Below are 15,886 nucleotides of genomic sequence, written 5' to 3'. Positions count from 1 at the left end.
AAAAAAGAGCCGCAAGAAAGGTGCTATCTTGCGGCTCTAATCCATACGAGGAAATACGGCCCCATTTCAAGGGGCCGTATGACTGTCCGGAGAGGGAGCGCAAACGAAACGTAGACCTTTCTTGCAGAGATGAATAAAACGACCACAGCCGATCGCTGAGTCCGTTCTTTTCGTGATCTCAAAGCAAGAAAGTTCTACATGTATCCGTTCAACTCCCGTCATCAAATTACATCCAGTTTATCACAATAGTAATTTAACTACAACCTGCGTAGCCCTGTTAGGCTGAAGCCTCGCGTAGTTCGACATGCTCCTTAGATCAATTCCTGTTATTCAACTATCCTGCTCGTTCGTATTAGGTTGATAACATATGGGTTTTTAAAATACCTAGCGTTATAGCAGCAGAACCAATTTAATATTTAAGTATGGAAGTCTCTGATAACTCAGGGCCTTATTTTGCGTCTTGAGGAGGTGATGAAACCCATGGCAAAAATAAAGTCAACATGGATATATACAACTGGATTTAACAAGACCAGTTGAAGAATTGACTGTTAGTCATTTCTGCTGTCATTGCTTCACAGCCAGCACGCCGGAAAGAAAAATACTTAAAGGATTGTATATAGTATTGGGGGTGTTGCTCGCGCTGGTCATTATTGATTATGTGACCAGATTATTTGCCGCTGGCGCAGAAGGTAAGAAGGGAACCGGACCCGGCTTAAAAAGCAAGATTGGTCTTATCGGTATCGCTCGAGAGGTATTTATTTTTACAATAGTTGCTGTATCTCATCTAATCAATGGAGTCTTAGGCGATTCGCACCTTTTCCGGGATGCGGTCGCCTATTTTTATATGGCAAATGAACTGCTGTCCATTTTGGAGAATGGCGGCAGACTCGGCGCTCCTATCCCGCCTGTGATCCGACATGCCGTAGAAGTTTTGAAAAGTAAAGGTGGTAAGGAAGGAGAGAAAGAGGATGCAACGACGAAACAGCCGTAATGCAAGAGGGATCGACGTATCCCGTTATCAAGGAAAGATTGATTGGAAGGCGGTCAAGGCAGATGGTATATCTTTTGCTTTTATTAACGCCAGCCAGGGGCAACGTTACGTTGATCCTACATTCACCACGAATGCAAAAGGAGCCAGAGCAGTCGGGGTATTGCCGGGTGCATACCACTTTTTAGATGCCACCACTGTTGAGGCAGCTAAAGCGGAAGCGCGGCATTTTGCCGAAGTATTGGAACAGGTAGGTGGTGGGAAAACGCTAGACTTGCCGCCTGTAATGGATTATGAAAATAATCCCGGTAACCTGTCCAAAACGCTTATTAGCGCTGTAGCTTTGGCTTTTCTTCTCGAACTGGAGCGACTTACAGGACGCAAGCCCATTGTCTATACAGGTAATGCATTTGCAGCGAATTTTAACGCCTCTTTGGGTGGTTACCCATTATGGATAGCTCGGTACAGTGATACTCGTGTCCCAAGCGACACAGTGACGTGGAAACGTTGGGATATTTGGCAATACAGCGACAGCGGCAAGGTAGCAGGGATAAAAGGGAACGTGGATATGAATGAGTATGATGGTACGGCGGACGAGCTGCGTGAACGTTTCACAAAGCGCCCTGAGCAGCCGGAGACAGTCACGTCCGGTACGTTCGTCGTAAATGGCAAACAGGTGTAGGGAAGACGCTGCTCTATAGTGGCAGGACGTATGTTCCGCTGCGTGTGCTTGCTACTGTGTTAGGCTTATCGTGTCATTGGGACACCAGTCTCAAGGTCGCTTATTTAAATGGAGCCAAGCTGCAATTTATCCAACTGGTCGAAGGAGTGGCATACGTGCAGCTCAGACCCGTTGCGGCGGCATACGGTGCTGTAGTGTCCTGGGATTCAAAAAATAAAATCGCATCGTTGAAAACGAAAGGGGAAAAGTAATCATGCAAACAATTATCGAAACTGTACAGCCTATGTAAATACCATTGTCACAGCCGCTGCGGGTGTGCTTACAGCATTTGTTTTAGGAGGTCTGAATAAACTCAAGACTAAGGTTAACGTGTGGCTAGAAGCGCGTACAACGGCAGCACAACGTGAGGTAATCCATAAAGTAGCAGGAGAGGCTTTTGCATTTGCTCAGACTACGTTTAAAGATGCTGGTGGGGTTCATAAGATGCATGAGGCTTTACAGTATGCATCCTTACGGCTTACGGAACAGGGCATTGTGTATCGTCTACGGAGTTACAAGCAGCAATTGAGAAGGCATATCTGGAGTATAAGGCTAAAACAAAAGCGGTACTCGCTATGAAGCACAGCCAAATGAGGAAGCGGCACAAGTAGCAGCTAAGGAAGCTGTATCGGATCTGGCTGCAAAGCTTAATGATTTCTTGGCACAGGCTACGGCTGAGGTAATGCCAGACGCTCAGGTTCAATCTGCACCCGAGCCTATTTCTGCATTAGTAGATTCCGTACAAACTCCAGTCATTACGGAGTAAATCTAAAAAACTAATGCCCTGCTGGTTTCGGCTGGTGGGGCTTTTTTTGTTTTTGCTCATATAGGATGTACCCATAAGATTTGGTATGTAATATAAAAGCCCTCCATTTAAGGAAGGCTCTTGTTAAACGCTGAGCATGCAAATCATAAATCAATGTGATTTACTACGTCTTTTCAAAAAAATCACAAAAAGCATAACAAGCAGTATACAGAAAAATATTGCAAAAGCAATCACGATCCACCACTGAGGGTCAATTATATACAACACGACTCCGACAAGCAGGACTGTTGTTGTTATTGCAATTCTCACTTTCAACATTGTGCTTTTACTTATCCGAGGCTCCAATTTTCGTATTGTAATTTGAATTATTATAGCAAGTACAACGAAAAATATTGAAGTGAATGAATTATAGATAATATCAGCTCCCTTTACTCATTATGCCTATCTTGTACTCCGATGGGGGCTGTTAAAGATGGGAATTAAGAGTTGTTTGTGATGGAATATCCTGTACGCATCAAGTTAATCGTAATTCCTTTGCCCTTATCTTGGTTTTTAAGGATTTGTGCAATAAGCCCTGCTCCTGCCCCTATTACTGCGCCAAAAACACCCGATCAAATGACTGTTACTACCGAATAGACTAATCGGATACAATTTCAAAGTAAACACTAAAAGCTCTACTGGCCAAGCTAGTAAGAGAAGAGTGCTCAAAGGTGCGACTGTGGGAGAAGTTACGCAATAGGTTTAGTGATTGGAATCAGATAAAGAAAGCCGGAGAGAAAGCGTAAACTTCTTTCCGGCTTTTTGGCATAGTTCAACAGAATAATTACTTGTTCAGCAGTATGAAGTTATTGATAAAACCCTCTTTTTGTATGAAAATGGGGGTTTAAATTTTCGATGTGAAATCATAATAATATACGCCTCGTCCGTCCTCCTCATTTTTCTCAGAGGCGCTACCCAAATAATAGATACCCTTGCCGTCCGGGGACATATAGACAAATTGGCGGGATAAAATAGGCAACTTTATTTTGGTGCGCTTACCTGTTGCAATATCAATCAGACTATACTCTGGATTGCCACCATTAATGAATCGAGTGGTTATGAGGAGCAGCTTATCATTACTGCTGGACATTGAAGTTATTTTCTCTTTTTTTAGTGTGACGATAGAATGTGTGGAGAAGGTGGCGTAGGTGCTGATATCAGATACATAACCCCTAGTGATAACCGGGGAGCAGGATCATGGGTAAGTCATCAGTTAGAAAAGTATGCTGATGGAATCAAAGTGAGGTTTATCGTGAAATAAAAACAAGGACTCAACCAGTATAGAAGCTGGAATGAGTTCTTTTTAATACCCAATAAAAAATAAATATGCAAAAATATAGAATATATTTATAGATAAGCAAGTTTATGTTTAGACACATTTCCTCAATTAAATTATTCTTAGTTCTATTAAACATATTGGAGGATCATTTAATGAAGAAAGCATGTATAACGATTTTATTTTTAGTTCTTTTATCTCTACCCTTATCGAATGTCTTTGCAGCTGAAGCAGAGTACTCAGAAAATTTAATTCCTAAAATGACATCTAACAATTTGCCATCTGGCGTGGCAAGTGCGAGCAACGAATTTTCATACGCATATAGATCTTTTGACGGGGATTTTGCTACTATCTCTAGTGCTTGGGGATCTAATGAAAATACTGCATGGTTAAGATATGACTTTCCTAAACCTGAAGTTATTGAACAATACGTTATATATCCACAGACAACGGCAACCGACCGGGCCCCTAAAGATTGGACTTTTGAAGGATCAAATGATGGGGTTACTTGGAACGCGCTTGACACTCAGTCAAATATCACTGAATGGGTAGATAGCACTCCAAAAAAATTCACTTTTTCTAATTCTAATTCATACAAGGACTATAGAATTAATATTACAGCAAACAATGGAAGTCAGTATATAACTCTTGGCGAATTAGAGATGATGTCTAAGGTATCAAGTTCCACTCCTAACCCAGGAACAGAGGAACCGACTCCAAACGGGGATCGTACAATTCTGGTAGTTACCATGACAACTGGTTTGGAAAAGGAATTCGACCTAAGCATGAAAGAAGTCAATGACTTTATTGCCTGGTACGAAAGCAAGCAGGCTGGTTCTGGATCAGCATCATATGCTATCAATAAGCACGATAACAATAAAGGCCCATTCAGTAGCCGTAAGGATTACATGCTATATGATCGTATCCTAACGTTTGAAGTAAGTGAATACTCTAAATAAATAAAAAGCTCTGCTAACCTTAATTGGTCGGCAGAGCTTTTAACGTTTCTAACAGGTCTGTGTTAGGCTGAATTATATTTCGTTTTAGCTTCTTCATATAATTTGCCGAGGTTACGAAACTCAATTGATGTCCTTTATCACGTTGAAAATATGTTTACTATTTAATATTTTTCGTATATATTAATATTTGGAAATTAGTCTTCATAAATTTTTCCTGCAAAACCAGATTAATTTAACAAAGGAGATTATTTTAATGAGTATTTCATTAAGAATAGAACGCAAATCCGGTGGTGAGCCAATTGAGTTTGTAAAAGGTGAAATCACTGGCTTTACTTATAAGAATAATAGTTCCATAAACCTTTCAGCTAAGTCTCCAAACTTGGCTCATTCGCTACATATTGGAAGCAAAATTCCGCTTCATTCGCTTCCTTCAGTTATAGACAATGCGGATAATTCCAACATGCTGTATACATGGGCAAATACAGAATATAAACCTGATAGTGAGGATTACTATCGCAAATGTAATATCCAAATCGTTAGAAATGAAAACACAATCCGAGATATTACGTTTACACACGCTTATGTAGTAAAGTATCAAGAACAGATTGATACCAGCAAAGAGATCCTTGAGTTTGAACTCGTTCTAAAACAAAAAGAAGATCAATTGGGAAAAATTCAATACAGTCCTCAGTTAGAACCTAAGGAAACAAGAGAAAAGGATCAGTCTGATGTCTCGCAAAAAGTACTGGAAGGTGCATATAGTAAGAATATGTTAGTGTATGCAGGAAATATTACTTTTCCGTTTGAAAATCCTATGGTAGAACTAGAAAAGACTTGGGTACGAGGCGTAGAGAAGGTAAAAGATTCGACAGATACTGTAATACATTATCCTGATCGTAAAGCATTTACATTAGTAGCTGTTCCTATAGCTCGAAAGAAGTACGGAGACATCACAGCCCATTTACTTCAACATTCACTTGACTACAAACCAGGAAATTTACACTTTAACGAGTGGTCATATGAGGCGCAGCAAGTTAAAAAATCTAAAGAGCACATCGCAATAGTTAATGATGAAGTCAAAAAAGCTAATGGTAAAAAAGTTAAAAGTTTTTCTTATAATGGATCTGCGCAATTAGAAAGTGATAGAGATTTATATAATGCTTTTCACAACATGTATTATGAAATAAATGGGGATTACGTTAACGGGCAATGGAAAATTACTACAATATATTATGATAAATATAATTTCGAGTTTAATTTTAAACGAATGTTTACTGGGAACAACAAACTCGGTTGGGCTGCGGCCAATCTAACAAATATAATGGAATCATGGGGAACACTCAATGAGTATACGTCTTATGTAACAGTAACTGATACAAGAAAAGCCTAGAAGTGAGGTATGAATTGCAGATGAAGTTTAGATATATCTTTATTTTGATCTTGGTCTCTCTACTAGTTATAACTACTACTATAATTTTTCTAGTAAATTTTGCGGATAATACGAACTATAAATACCCAGATGGAAAAGATACCGTAGAATATTTTGGTGACGGGACTTTTCAAATTTTGAGAGGGGGGCGGGACAACTGTTTAATACTTTATAATCATCTTGCTGCTCCAACGGAAAAAGCTGTTGATAATATTGTGTCATATAAGATAAAAAAAAATATCGTATATATGGTTGGGGAAAATGGCTTCATCAAATTGGATTCAAGTACCAACACATACGTGAAAAAGAAACGGATTTCTGACTTTACTTCCGAAGATAGAGAGATATTTAATAAATTAACGGAAAAATAGAAGCTATCATAAACAAATGTGGTAGCAAGGGAGATTTAACTTGTTCACAAAGGTTAACTTAACATGCGCTTTAGTTGAGCTATTGTTATGTAAGTATTTTAAATTTATAAAGAATGGTTACCACCAGTGGTGATATTATGATTATTAAAATTGAAGGTTTCTTTTTTCAGAATTTGATTACTGGTCCCCTATGCACACAAGAAGAACTATATCAAAAGTATATACAAGCAAAAATGCTGAGTCTTAATATTAGAGATTTACCTGATATATTTTGTCGACTTCATAATTTTGATCGATTACGTTTTGAAGATGACACAGAGGTTGGTTTCGTGATTGATACAGATACGGACAGGATATATAGACCGATATATTGATGTTTAAAGCGATGTATTCGAAAGATATCTTCCCATCTCCTTTAATTACAAGTAATGAAGGACTCACATAACTGGCTACTATATTCGATTTTATAATCAAAGTCGATCACAACGAAAGTTAAATAAGTTGCCTCCGAAAGAATATCGAAAGCAGCTTATAGTCTAGGGGCTTTTTTCCGTGTCTATAAAATGGGGACTTGACCACTAGCTAAGCTAGTGTTTTTTTATTTACCTGCATGCCCTATCATAGAACGTATTTAAACATATATTAAGGTAACGACAAATAAAGGAGGTTAAAAGAGAGGGGTGCCTATGAAAATACAGGTGGCGGCGGTGTATGGACTTCTACAGCGGCAATTTTAGTGCTCTTTATTCTCTTAGTTATCATCACTAAATCACTTTGGGTTTAGTTTGTAAAAAGAACTGTTGGAAAATATCATTTCACTCATGGATATTCAATAGTTGAGCCCATTGAGCGCATAAGCTATTTGGCAATAGCCACCGTATTCGCTTCTCTTTCGGCAAATACTTGGTGGATTCCTGCCATAATAGTTTTGCGCTTATTGTATTTCATTTTATCTTTTCAGTAGCGAGTCAAGACCACTGCTGGCTTATCAGGCTTCTGTTAGATAAAATTCTCAAAGAGGTGGTAGGATGAAGGTTGAAGTAAACAAATGTAATTGCAGCATCAAAAAACCAATATATCTAAAGAGTAATGTTACTATTACCACAGTGGGTAAGGGGGCTACAGTGCTGCAAATTGATGCTAACTAGGGATAATGGAGCTTTAACTTCGAACAATTCAAACCGGGCATTGAATGTAATTATTAAAAATTTAACAGTGCATGGTGTAGCAACAACCGAGCCTGATAAAGTGCCAAGTTATGTTAGCATTACAAATTATGGTATTCTGTTGGAAGGTAGTAGCTATGTGAACGATAAGGTACTCTTTGAGAAAGAACATAGAGATTAAAAATACAAATATGGGGCTCCATATAAAAGGATTTTCCGACGTAACGGTACAGAATAGTGAATTTCACGACAACGGTGGGGGTTCTAAAAAATCTAGCCAAAGTCCATACATGTATTGTGACGATACGTGAGCTTTAGCTTTAACTAATTGCCCAAAAAGTACCAATAACTCACAATAATGACCTTGCCAGTACGAAATCACAACTAATACATATGGAGAAGTTAGTACCTAGCGAGTGAAAGTTAAGACTATGAAACTGCTATTAACGGTCGGCAAACCACTTGACGACGATTGATCCACGCCGGATCGTAGCCTTTTCCACTGCTCTAAAGTCGGCTTGATTCCAAAAGTGTATTTAAGTAAGTGAATACTCTAAATAAATCGAAAAGCTCTGTTACCTTAATTGGTCGGCAGAGCTTTTAACTGTTCACGGTTTTTAAAATATATCCAGGTATTCTTTCTGGAATTTGATGAAATCTTGCACACTGTCGTGATAGGTAAATCTACCGCCATTTTTATCAATAATCCAGTTGATATTCTCGTCATTTAACAAGATTCCATACATGCAGTGATGAAGCAGTTCAATTTGCTTTTCATCCCTAATTCGGATCAAATGTTTTTCTTGTTCGATAATGAGGTACCATTTCGTTTCTGTTTCATCTACATCCGCATCCACATACAGTATTGATACCGACAAGGGGAATGGCCAGTCAAACCATTGTCCTCGCTTGTCTTCTCTATAACCTTCAAATGCCATGGTTATTCCCTCCTACTTGGATAATTTCCTGATTAGTTTAAATGTATCTAACGTGCTGCGATTGTACGCTTAATTAGGTTCTTGTCTTATCCTACTGGCACAGGAATATCGCCCCCATATTCTTCTCCTTGGCTTCACGTACACCATCATAAACATCTGTAAAAGTTCAGTGTCACTTTGGCAACCGTCTAATTCCGCTATTGTTGCACAATAGTTGTATCCGCTTTTATCGTTCATTGTTCTGATCTGTACAGTATACGGAAATCGACAGGTAATAAAGAAGCTGAACGCTTTGTTATATCAAAACGCTATTACCAATACTGTACAATTATTCTACTGAGCAATGACGTGGTCCAACATGAAGGACTGGAGATAAGAACAGGTAGCAGTGTAATGGACATAAAGGCGCGTCTGCTGGTTTTGGAAGAGGGGACCACAAGAGCGATATACGCTCTATATTGTAATCATAGGGGGCTGGGATGGTGACCAAAAGATCATTACATTTTCTCGTATGGAAATAGGCGCTGTATTAAACCTCCAATGATATGGAGCAAGGATACACTCATGTCTTGAATGTATCTTATTTCTGGAGGGTCAAAAGTGAAAACCCCTTATTCACAGTCCGTTTTGAGCTATAACCAAATTTTAATGTGGCTTTGTGTTCTTTCGTTTTTTAGTGTGTTAAATGAAATGGTTCTTAATATCTCTTTACCTGATATTGCTGATGAATTCAATAAGACACCAGCCATTACAAATTGGGTGAATACTGCCTTTATGCTAAGTTTTTCTATAGGAACAGCTATATACGGAAAGTTATCTGATCAGTTAGGTATTAAAAGGTTGCTCCTGTTTGGAATCATAGTGAATTGCATAGGATCATTAATTGGATTTGTGGGACATACTTTTTTTCCAACACTTATCTTGGGACGATTTATACAAGGGATTGGTGCAGCTGCATTTCCTTCACTTGTGATGGTCGTAGTTGCTCGCTATATCCCAAAAGAAAACAGGGGAAAGGCAATATGGCCTCATCGGGTCTATCGTAGCAATGGGTGAAGGGATAGGACCGGCTATTGGTGGGGTGATTGCTCATTATATTCATTGGTCTTATTTACTGCTTCTTCCTGTTTTAACTTTTGTAACTGTTCCCTTCCTGATAAAATTATTGAAAAAGGAAGTCATTTCAAAGGGCTCGTTTGACATTGCAGGAATCGTGCTTATATCTCTAGGTATTGTATTGTTTATGTTGTATACAACTTCTTACAGAATTTCTTTTCTGGTGATAAGTGTTCTATTTTTCTTGATCTTTTTAAAACATATCAGACAAGTAACCAATCCTTTTGTTGATTCTTCATTGGGGGAAAATACTGCATTTATGATAGGAATCCTTTGTGGGGGGCTTATGTTTGGTACCGTAGCTGGATTTGTTTCTATGGTCCCTTATATGATGAAAGACGTTCACCACTTAAGTACCGCAATGATTGGCAGTGGAATTATTTTTCCTGGAACGATGAGTGTTATTTTCTTTGGTTTTCTTGGAGGAGCACTTGTTGATAAGAAAGGTTCCTTACATGTGCTAGCAGTCGGCGTTGCATTTCTTGCCGTCAGTTTTTTGGTAGCTGCTTTCTTTATTGAAATGACACCTTGGCTGATGTCTATTATTCTAGTCTTTGTTTTCGGTGGTCTTTCTTTTATTAAAACAGTAATATCCACTATTGTTTCAAGTAGTTTAAAACAAGAAGAAGCTGGCGCAGGAATGAGCTTGCTTAATTTTATAAGCTTTTTATCAGAAGGAACGGGGATTTCAGTTGTAGGAGGCTTATTGTCAATACGTCTTATTCATCAAAAATTTATACCAATCATTAATTTTCCATCTGCTTATTTATATAGCAATATGTTATTGATTTTTTCAGTGGTCATTATAATTAGCGGGATTTTATCTGTTATTGTATATAAACGTTCAGTTTCAGATTCCTGATAAGAGCAAAAAAGGATTACATGCTGAAAATGATCGCATCCTCACGTTTGAAGTAAGTGAATACTCTAAAAATAAATCAAAAGCTCTGCTAACCTTAATTGGTCGGCAGAGTTTTGTGTGCTGATCAGTTTGATTTTACTAGATACGGGAAAAGTAGCAATGCAAAGTGTGCGTACAAGATGGTATTGTTTTTAAATTCGGCCTTATTACAGAAGGATAGGCTAATTTGAATACTTAAACTTATAATACCAAAAAATCGCTTTCTCATGGGCTGTGGAAAAGTTAGAATATAGCATAGTATCAACTCCGCCGATTACAAAGTTATTTTTAGCATAGAATCGACAAGCTAAAATATTCACATCCTGTGTTTCAAGCATAAGGCCAACAAGATTATTCTGCTTAGCCCACTCGGTTGCTTTACTCAATAAGGCTGCTCCGATTCCCTTGTGTCTCGAGTCTTTAGCAACGGCAATATCCTCAATTAGAGCATAGCCATTCCAATAAGTACAAAGTTTAATTTTCCCAACACAGTCGTTCTCATCATAATATAAAAAAATAGATTTTCCTTGTTCATTAATATAACTGATATCGACGTCATCATCCTCATACTGTTTAAAATATGGTTCGGGAAAACTTTCTTATATATATGACCAAATGTTGTTCTCGTATTTAGGTATAATTTTTCCTGACACAATAAAGCCGTTATTCTCATTTGACTTTTTAAAATCCCCCATATTTGAAAGTGACATTTTAATTATCATGGCTTGTCTCCTTCTGGTTTAATTTCTCTATGCACATTATTCTAAAAGAGAACCACTTTTTCCTGTCTGTTAGATTTATAAAAGAGTAAAATAGTAGCGACTGTTCAACTATGTGTGATATTTTAGATCCCCCTCCGCTTGCTTAAATGATTCATAGCAGTAGTTAGGTGTGCTATTTAACACAAAAAAGCAGGAAGAATTCCTCCCGCTTTTTGCATGGAAACAATTATTAACGTCTGCGTTGTCTATCGTTTACGCTAAACAAATTAACAGCCAGTGCGTTACCTCTTGCACGCGCAGTGGCTCTTTGATTGGAACGGATGTTCAATCTTCTTCTTCTTAAATCACGTCTGCAATGTCTTCTGCTCATAATATCACCTCCCTTCAAGAAATGAAGGTGCGGTTGAATCTTAGTGGCGTTTATGCTTACGCTTGGAAATTTTGATATTCAAGGCATTGGTTGCTAGTGCATTTCCGCTTCCTGTTTTAGCAGCTGCGGCTTGAAAGACTTTAACGACCAGATATCTGTTTTTCCCGATGCGATGCTTATACGTTTTAACTCTATTTCTGATCATCTGCATATCTCCTTTGCTTAGTTCTGCTATATATATATGTCAATTGTGATAGTAATGTATCAGCATAAATCTATTAGAAGCAAAAAGAAGCTAGTACCTATATCCCTAAAGGTTAACAAAAAAACTCATGCGAACCTGTCTTCGCCTTTTCAACTTTACGTTGCAGGAGATGTTACAGGCAGGTCGGCATGAGTCTAATGTGTAGAATAAAGATAATATGCAGTTTGTATGAAAATTATTTACTATTAAGGGTGTTAAGTTTTTTTTCGTAGTATGCCTCTTGGGCAAGAATATGATTCAGTTGTTCTGAGAGCTGTTTATATTCTTGGCTGGCCTCTGGGTAATTATTTCTTTCGGAAATTACAGCTTCAAGTTGCTTTTCTAAATACCTGAAATGGATGAGTATTTGTATGTACTGAATACGATCGTAGGTTGTTATGTGTGATTTCTCTTCTGCATACAAATGATCCATTGTTGGAACTGCACAGCTTACGACGATAAATATCATAACAAACGCTGAAATTATTATTTTTTTCATTTAATTCCTCCTACAGAGCTATGAGTAATTAATATACCATATTTAGCTAAAAGAAAGAAAGATCTATTAGTTTTTCCCATAACAGTATAGCTGTTCAAGATCAGTGGGGGATTATTTGAGATGATGAGGCTGATTTTATAGTAGATACAATAGGAATAGGTTGCAAAAAGGAAAGAATAGTTGTGAGATACATAGTAAGCATAATAACAATACAAAACCGGCTTGCCCTAGGCAGCCGGTTTTGTATTAGGGGATAGAATAACGGGGAAGGAAGAACGAGAAATCAGTGGAAGTCCCGGAAGAGTCCTACAACTTTGCCCAAAATACTGACGTGTGTCAGACGAAGCGGTTCAAAGGCTGGATTTTCAGGTTGAAGCCGGATATGATCTTTTTCTTTGTAGAAGGTTTTAACTGTAGCTTCGTCTTCATCTGTCATAGCTACAACAATATCGCCATTATCAGCGGTCTGCTGCTGACGTACGATTACATAGTCTCCGTTAGCAATCCCAGCCTCAATCATGCTTTCGCCTACAACAGATAACATGAATATTTTATCCTCACCAACAAAGTGTTGGGGAAGAGGAAAGTAATCTTCAATATTTTCTGTCGCCGTAATAGGAAGACCAGCGGTTACTTTGCCGACGACGGGGACACGACTAATGGAGTAATTAATCAAGTTGCTGTTATCCGATTCGTCTTGACCGAGTAACTCAATAGCCCGTGGTTTTGTAGGATCGCGGCGAATGAGTCCTTTTTTCTCTAAGCGATCCAAATGACCGTGAACCGTAGAACTGGAGGCCAATCCGACAGCCTCGCCTATTTCGCGTACAGAAGGGGGGTATCCCTTTAGACGCACTTCATTGCGGATAAATTCAAGAATGGCCTGCTGGCGGCTCGAAATCTTAGACATACCGTATCAACCCCATTTAGTAACGTTTGGGAAAATTATAGCATAGAACCTCCGTTCGTACAAACATAAGTTCTAAATAATCCCTAAAAAAATTGCGAACTTTTGTTCTCTTTTCTATTGAACAAAACAAACGTTCGTGTTATATTGTGAAAACATAAGAACAAACGTTTGGAGGACACAGCCATGATGAAATATAGCACCTATCAAAGTATTTTTCCAATGAATATAGAAAATTTACAGGAGACCCGAAAAGAGGGTAGGGCGCGTTTTATGCAGATTATTACCCATACTCTTTTACTTAAGCTTCTTATTATAGTGATTGTTGCTTGGATTGCAGGAGCAGGTGTACTTACGGTTTTCGCGGCTCCTTCAGCTTCCAAGGAAGAAGTGACTAAACTGACGGTACAACCTGGGGATACGTTGTGGCAGATTGCCGCGAATCATAAACCGGAACGAATGGATACACGGGTATATATAGAAGGAATTGTGCGGATTAACGGTTTAGAGGATCGGGGAGTGCAGGCAGGTCAGGTACTCAAGCTTCCTGACTTATGATCTATTGACTATTAGAGCTTGTCAGGGAGCGTAATGCGGGAGCCTTGACAAGCTCTTTTCTACATGTCAAAGTGTATTATATCTTTGCTTTTATGGAGGGGACACAATTTGGATATAGACAGCTTGGTACAGCGCATTAATGAATTAGCGCGCAAAGCAAAATCCGAGGGTTTGACGGAAGAGGAAGCCACAGAGCGCGCCAATCTTCGAGAAATTTATTTAGGTAACATTCGCCGTAATTTTCGGCAGCAGCTTGAAACGATTGAATTTGTGGACGATGATACATCGAAGGGAAATGACGGGCTGAAGCATTAATGTTGTTAAAGCGCCCAAGCCTGCAATTTGCCTTTTGTTTTAGGTACCTCTCATGGTATCTATATAGATCAGCTTTGAGGCAATTGTTTTAATGTAATATATCTGGGAAGGAATTGAGAGATGGCCCGATCATTTGAAAGAAAAGTACGCAAAAACACAGCGCATTTAAATAAATCGCGCAAAAAGCAAGGTATTCAAACCATTAGCGGCGCAGGTTCTGCAATGGATATTTTCCGTGGCCGTAACATTACTGTGCCAATTATGCTGGCTGGTCTTTCTGTATTGTACATGCTTATGAGTTACTTTTTGACTAAGACCGGTATGCGAGGGATGGATTGGCTTGTATTCGGCCTGTACTTGATGTTGGCTGTTATCTTTTTTATCCGTCGTCCTTATCTGAAAGTGGGAAAGGATACTCTCTATATGCTGAAAGGTGGTAGAGAACGTCCAATGACGGCAGGGGACATGAAAGCCATCAAGATTGAAAAGGGTTACGTAACCGTTGAAAGAAAAGGTAAGGGTGGTAATTTTATTTTCACAAAATCATTAGGTCGCTATGACACGGATGCCATTGCAGAGCGACTTGAGAAGTTTGCGCTATCCAATCAGATACAGGTTGACAAGAAATAACTGATTTAGCCTGTAGCTCTGTAACAAAGGCCGTATGATGTTATTTCATATAACATGCTGCGGCCGCTTGCTTAATATGGGCACACATAACGATTCAAATGCTTAATCAAGCAAATAGGCGTACATATACTGTGGAAAGAGAGTGGATAATTCAGATGACGATTCAGGCGGTAATGTTTGATCTTGATGATACCCTTTTGTGGGATGAACGTAGTGTAGAAGAGGCATTTGATGCAGCGTGTCAAACAGGCTCCCGTGAAGCAGGTGTTGATCCAAAAGCTCTGGAGGAAGCCGTACGTAAAGAAGCACGCGCTTTGTATGAATCCTATGAAACCTTTAGTTTTACTCAAATGATCGGCATTAATCCGTTTGAAGGATTGTGGGCGAATTTTACAGCAGGTGAGCAGCCTGAATTCCGTCAATTGGAACAGTTGGCCCCTGTTTATCGAAAGGAATCATGGCGCAGAGGACTCCAGCAACTAGGGATAGATAATGAGAAGTTGGCGGAAAAGCTGGCTACCCAATTTGCTTCGGAAAGACGCGCGCGTCCCCATGTATATGAAGAAACGTTTGAAATTCTAGAACAATTGAAGGGACAGTACAAGCTGTTATTGTTGACAAACGGTTCCCCTGATTTACAACAGGAGAAACTGGATGGAGTTCCTCAATTAGCTCCTTTCTTTGATCATGTGGTCATTTCAGGTTCATTTGGTCGAGGCAAGCCGGATCCGTCTATATTCCAGCATGCGTTGGGGCTTCTTGGTATTGAGCCCGAACATGCTTTAATGGTAGGAGATAAGCTGACGACTGATATTCAAGGAGCGTTGGCAGCAGGTGTTCACTCGGTGTGGGTGAACCGAAACGCCAAAACCAATACCACAGAGATCAAGCCGAAGTTTCAAATCAAGCATCTGTCTGAATTGGATGGAATTATTCAGTCGTTAAAGTAAGAAATCTACACCTTTAGAAAC

17 protein-coding genes and 5 pseudogenes are annotated in these 15,886 nt (G+C 39.0%); 15 read left to right on the top strand and 7 right to left on the bottom strand.

Going from position 1 to position 15,886, the window contains the following annotated elements; translation table 11 throughout:
* The first annotated feature begins 598 nt into the window (after positions 1-598).
* From MKY75_RS13510 to MKY75_RS13495, 3 genes and pseudogenes are all read left to right on the top strand, one after another.
* Positions 599-991 (top strand): phage holin family protein, encoded by a 393-nt coding sequence (locus MKY75_RS13510; RefSeq protein WP_340887093.1) that lies wholly within the window; start codon positions 599-601, stop codon positions 989-991.
* Positions 969-1,921, top strand: a pseudogene (locus MKY75_RS13505) (GH25 family lysozyme). The gene MKY75_RS13510 and the pseudogene MKY75_RS13505 overlap by 23 nt, the downstream one beginning before the upstream one ends.
* 64 nt (positions 1,922-1,985) lie before the next feature.
* Positions 1,986-2,288 (top strand): hypothetical protein, encoded by a 303-nt coding sequence (locus MKY75_RS13495; protein ID WP_340885639.1) that lies wholly within the window; start codon positions 1,986-1,988, stop codon positions 2,286-2,288.
* 1,070 nt (positions 2,289-3,358) lie between these two features.
* On the opposite strand, the gene MKY75_RS13490 is transcribed toward MKY75_RS13495, so the two are convergent.
* Positions 3,359-3,604, bottom strand: a complete 246-nt coding sequence (locus MKY75_RS13490; RefSeq protein ID WP_340885637.1) for a hypothetical protein — start codon at positions 3,602-3,604, stop codon at positions 3,359-3,361.
* Between the two features lie 36 nt (positions 3,605-3,640).
* Between MKY75_RS13490 and MKY75_RS13485 the strand changes: the two are divergent.
* The 7 genes and pseudogenes from MKY75_RS13485 to MKY75_RS13460 form a co-directional block, all read left to right on the top strand.
* A pseudogene (locus MKY75_RS13485) lies at positions 3,641-3,775 on the top strand (NucA/NucB deoxyribonuclease domain-containing protein); the annotation flags it as partial.
* 170 nt (positions 3,776-3,945) lie between these two features.
* Positions 3,946-4,749, top strand: a complete 804-nt coding sequence (locus tag MKY75_RS13480; RefSeq protein WP_029517404.1) for a discoidin domain-containing protein — start codon at positions 3,946-3,948, stop codon at positions 4,747-4,749.
* A 253-nt stretch (positions 4,750-5,002) separates the two neighbouring features.
* Entirely contained in the window at positions 5,003-6,139 is a 1,137-nt protein-coding gene (locus MKY75_RS13475) for a hypothetical protein (protein WP_165146696.1), read from the top strand.
* 20 nt (positions 6,140-6,159) lie between these two features.
* Complete coding sequence (locus tag MKY75_RS13470; protein WP_039271255.1) at positions 6,160-6,549, top strand: hypothetical protein; 390 nt, start codon at positions 6,160-6,162, stop codon at positions 6,547-6,549.
* 441 nt (positions 6,550-6,990) lie between these two features.
* Positions 6,991-7,089 (top strand): IS3 family transposase, encoded by a 99-nt coding sequence (locus MKY75_RS25605; protein WP_416145682.1) that lies wholly within the window; start codon positions 6,991-6,993, stop codon positions 7,087-7,089.
* A gap of 139 nt (positions 7,090-7,228) precedes the next feature.
* A pseudogene (locus MKY75_RS13465) lies at positions 7,229-7,333 on the top strand (YjcZ family sporulation protein); the annotation flags it as partial.
* A gap of 404 nt (positions 7,334-7,737) precedes the next feature.
* Positions 7,738-7,896 (top strand): hypothetical protein, encoded by a 159-nt coding sequence (locus MKY75_RS13460; protein ID WP_203055923.1) that lies wholly within the window; start codon positions 7,738-7,740, stop codon positions 7,894-7,896.
* A 436-nt stretch (positions 7,897-8,332) separates the two neighbouring features.
* Here MKY75_RS13460 and MKY75_RS13455 read toward each other — a convergent pair whose 3' ends face one another.
* Positions 8,333-8,653 carry a hypothetical protein gene (locus MKY75_RS13455; protein WP_029517409.1) on the bottom strand — a complete coding sequence of 107 codons (321 nt, stop codon included), beginning with the start codon at positions 8,651-8,653 and terminating at the stop codon, positions 8,333-8,335.
* 600 nt (positions 8,654-9,253) lie between these two features.
* Here MKY75_RS13455 and tet point away from each other — a divergent pair.
* Positions 9,254-10,631, top strand: a pseudogene (gene tet / locus MKY75_RS13450) (Tet(L)/Tet(K)/Tet(45) family tetracycline efflux MFS transporter).
* 221 nt (positions 10,632-10,852) lie between these two features.
* Here the strand turns inward: tet and MKY75_RS13445 are convergent.
* The 5 genes and pseudogenes from MKY75_RS13445 to lexA all read right to left on the bottom strand — a co-directional run bounded on the left by MKY75_RS13445 (position 10,853) and on the right by lexA (position 13,415).
* Positions 10,853-11,392, bottom strand: a pseudogene (locus MKY75_RS13445) (GNAT family N-acetyltransferase).
* 229 nt (positions 11,393-11,621) lie between these two features.
* On the bottom strand, positions 11,622-11,762 hold the full coding sequence (locus MKY75_RS13440; protein WP_165146693.1) for a hypothetical protein: 141 nt from the start codon (positions 11,760-11,762) through the stop codon (positions 11,622-11,624).
* A 40-nt stretch (positions 11,763-11,802) separates the two neighbouring features.
* The gene (locus MKY75_RS13435) at positions 11,803-11,967 is read right to left on the bottom strand and encodes a hypothetical protein (RefSeq protein ID WP_013310546.1); all 165 of its coding nucleotides are present in this window, start codon (positions 11,965-11,967) and stop codon (positions 11,803-11,805) included.
* A 235-nt stretch (positions 11,968-12,202) separates the two neighbouring features.
* Positions 12,203-12,505: a hypothetical protein gene (locus tag MKY75_RS13430; RefSeq protein WP_029517411.1), complete on the bottom strand. Its 303-nt coding sequence runs from the start codon at positions 12,503-12,505 to the stop codon at positions 12,203-12,205.
* A 283-nt stretch (positions 12,506-12,788) separates the two neighbouring features.
* On the bottom strand, positions 12,789-13,415 hold the full coding sequence (lexA, locus tag MKY75_RS13425) for a transcriptional repressor LexA (RefSeq protein ID WP_013310545.1): 627 nt from the start codon (positions 13,413-13,415) through the stop codon (positions 12,789-12,791).
* 186 nt (positions 13,416-13,601) lie between these two features.
* Between lexA and MKY75_RS13420 the strand changes: the two genes are divergently transcribed.
* The 4 genes from MKY75_RS13420 to MKY75_RS13405 all read left to right on the top strand — a co-directional run bounded on the left by MKY75_RS13420 (position 13,602) and on the right by MKY75_RS13405 (position 15,865).
* A complete protein-coding gene (locus MKY75_RS13420) occupies positions 13,602-13,970 on the top strand; it encodes a LysM peptidoglycan-binding domain-containing protein (protein ID WP_039271343.1) in 369 nt (122 codons plus the stop codon).
* A 108-nt stretch (positions 13,971-14,078) separates the two neighbouring features.
* Positions 14,079-14,285, top strand: coding sequence for a DUF896 domain-containing protein (locus MKY75_RS13415; RefSeq protein WP_013310543.1), 207 nt, complete (start codon positions 14,079-14,081; stop codon positions 14,283-14,285).
* Between the two features lie 120 nt (positions 14,286-14,405).
* The gene (locus MKY75_RS13410; RefSeq protein WP_025724118.1) at positions 14,406-14,915 is read left to right on the top strand and encodes a hypothetical protein; all 510 of its coding nucleotides are present in this window, start codon (positions 14,406-14,408) and stop codon (positions 14,913-14,915) included.
* Positions 14,916-15,070: 155 nt separating this feature from the next.
* A complete protein-coding gene (locus MKY75_RS13405; protein WP_029517414.1) occupies positions 15,071-15,865 on the top strand; it encodes an HAD family hydrolase in 795 nt (264 codons plus the stop codon).
* Positions 15,866-15,886: the final 21 nt, after the last annotated feature.

The organism is Paenibacillus sp. FSL L8-0663, assembly GCF_038008125.1.
Lineage (GTDB): Bacteria > Bacillota > Bacilli > Paenibacillales > Paenibacillaceae > Paenibacillus > Paenibacillus polymyxa_D.
Note: the sequence above shows the minus strand (reverse complement) of the source record. Positions and strands in the feature narration are given on the sequence as shown.

What these genes read in the sequence shown, in the direction of transcription:
- MKY75_RS13455 (WP_029517409.1), bottom strand. Translation starts at nt 8,653, where the DNA reads ATGGCATTTGAAGGTTATAGAGAAGACAAGCGAGGACAATGGTTTGAC.
- MKY75_RS13475 (WP_165146696.1), top strand. Translation starts at nt 5,003, where the DNA reads ATGAGTATTTCATTAAGAATAGAACGCAAATCCGGTGGTGAGCCAATT.
- MKY75_RS13410 (WP_025724118.1), top strand. Translation starts at nt 14,406, where the DNA reads ATGGCCCGATCATTTGAAAGAAAAGTACGCAAAAACACAGCGCATTTA.
- MKY75_RS13490 (WP_340885637.1), bottom strand. Translation starts at nt 3,604, where the DNA reads ATGTCCAGCAGTAATGATAAGCTGCTCCTCATAACCACTCGATTCATT.
- MKY75_RS13470 (WP_039271255.1), top strand. Translation starts at nt 6,160, where the DNA reads ATGAAGTTTAGATATATCTTTATTTTGATCTTGGTCTCTCTACTAGTT.
- MKY75_RS13430 (WP_029517411.1), bottom strand. Translation starts at nt 12,505, where the DNA reads ATGAAAAAAATAATAATTTCAGCGTTTGTTATGATATTTATCGTCGTA.
- lexA (WP_013310545.1), bottom strand. Translation starts at nt 13,415, where the DNA reads ATGTCTAAGATTTCGAGCCGCCAGCAGGCCATTCTTGAATTTATCCGC.
- MKY75_RS13420 (WP_039271343.1), top strand. Translation starts at nt 13,602, where the DNA reads ATGAAATATAGCACCTATCAAAGTATTTTTCCAATGAATATAGAAAAT.
- MKY75_RS13405 (WP_029517414.1), top strand. Translation starts at nt 15,071, where the DNA reads ATGACGATTCAGGCGGTAATGTTTGATCTTGATGATACCCTTTTGTGG.
- MKY75_RS13480 (WP_029517404.1), top strand. Translation starts at nt 3,946, where the DNA reads ATGAAGAAAGCATGTATAACGATTTTATTTTTAGTTCTTTTATCTCTA.
- MKY75_RS13435 (WP_013310546.1), bottom strand. Translation starts at nt 11,967, where the DNA reads ATGATCAGAAATAGAGTTAAAACGTATAAGCATCGCATCGGGAAAAAC.
- MKY75_RS13440 (WP_165146693.1), bottom strand. Translation starts at nt 11,762, where the DNA reads ATGAGCAGAAGACATTGCAGACGTGATTTAAGAAGAAGAAGATTGAAC.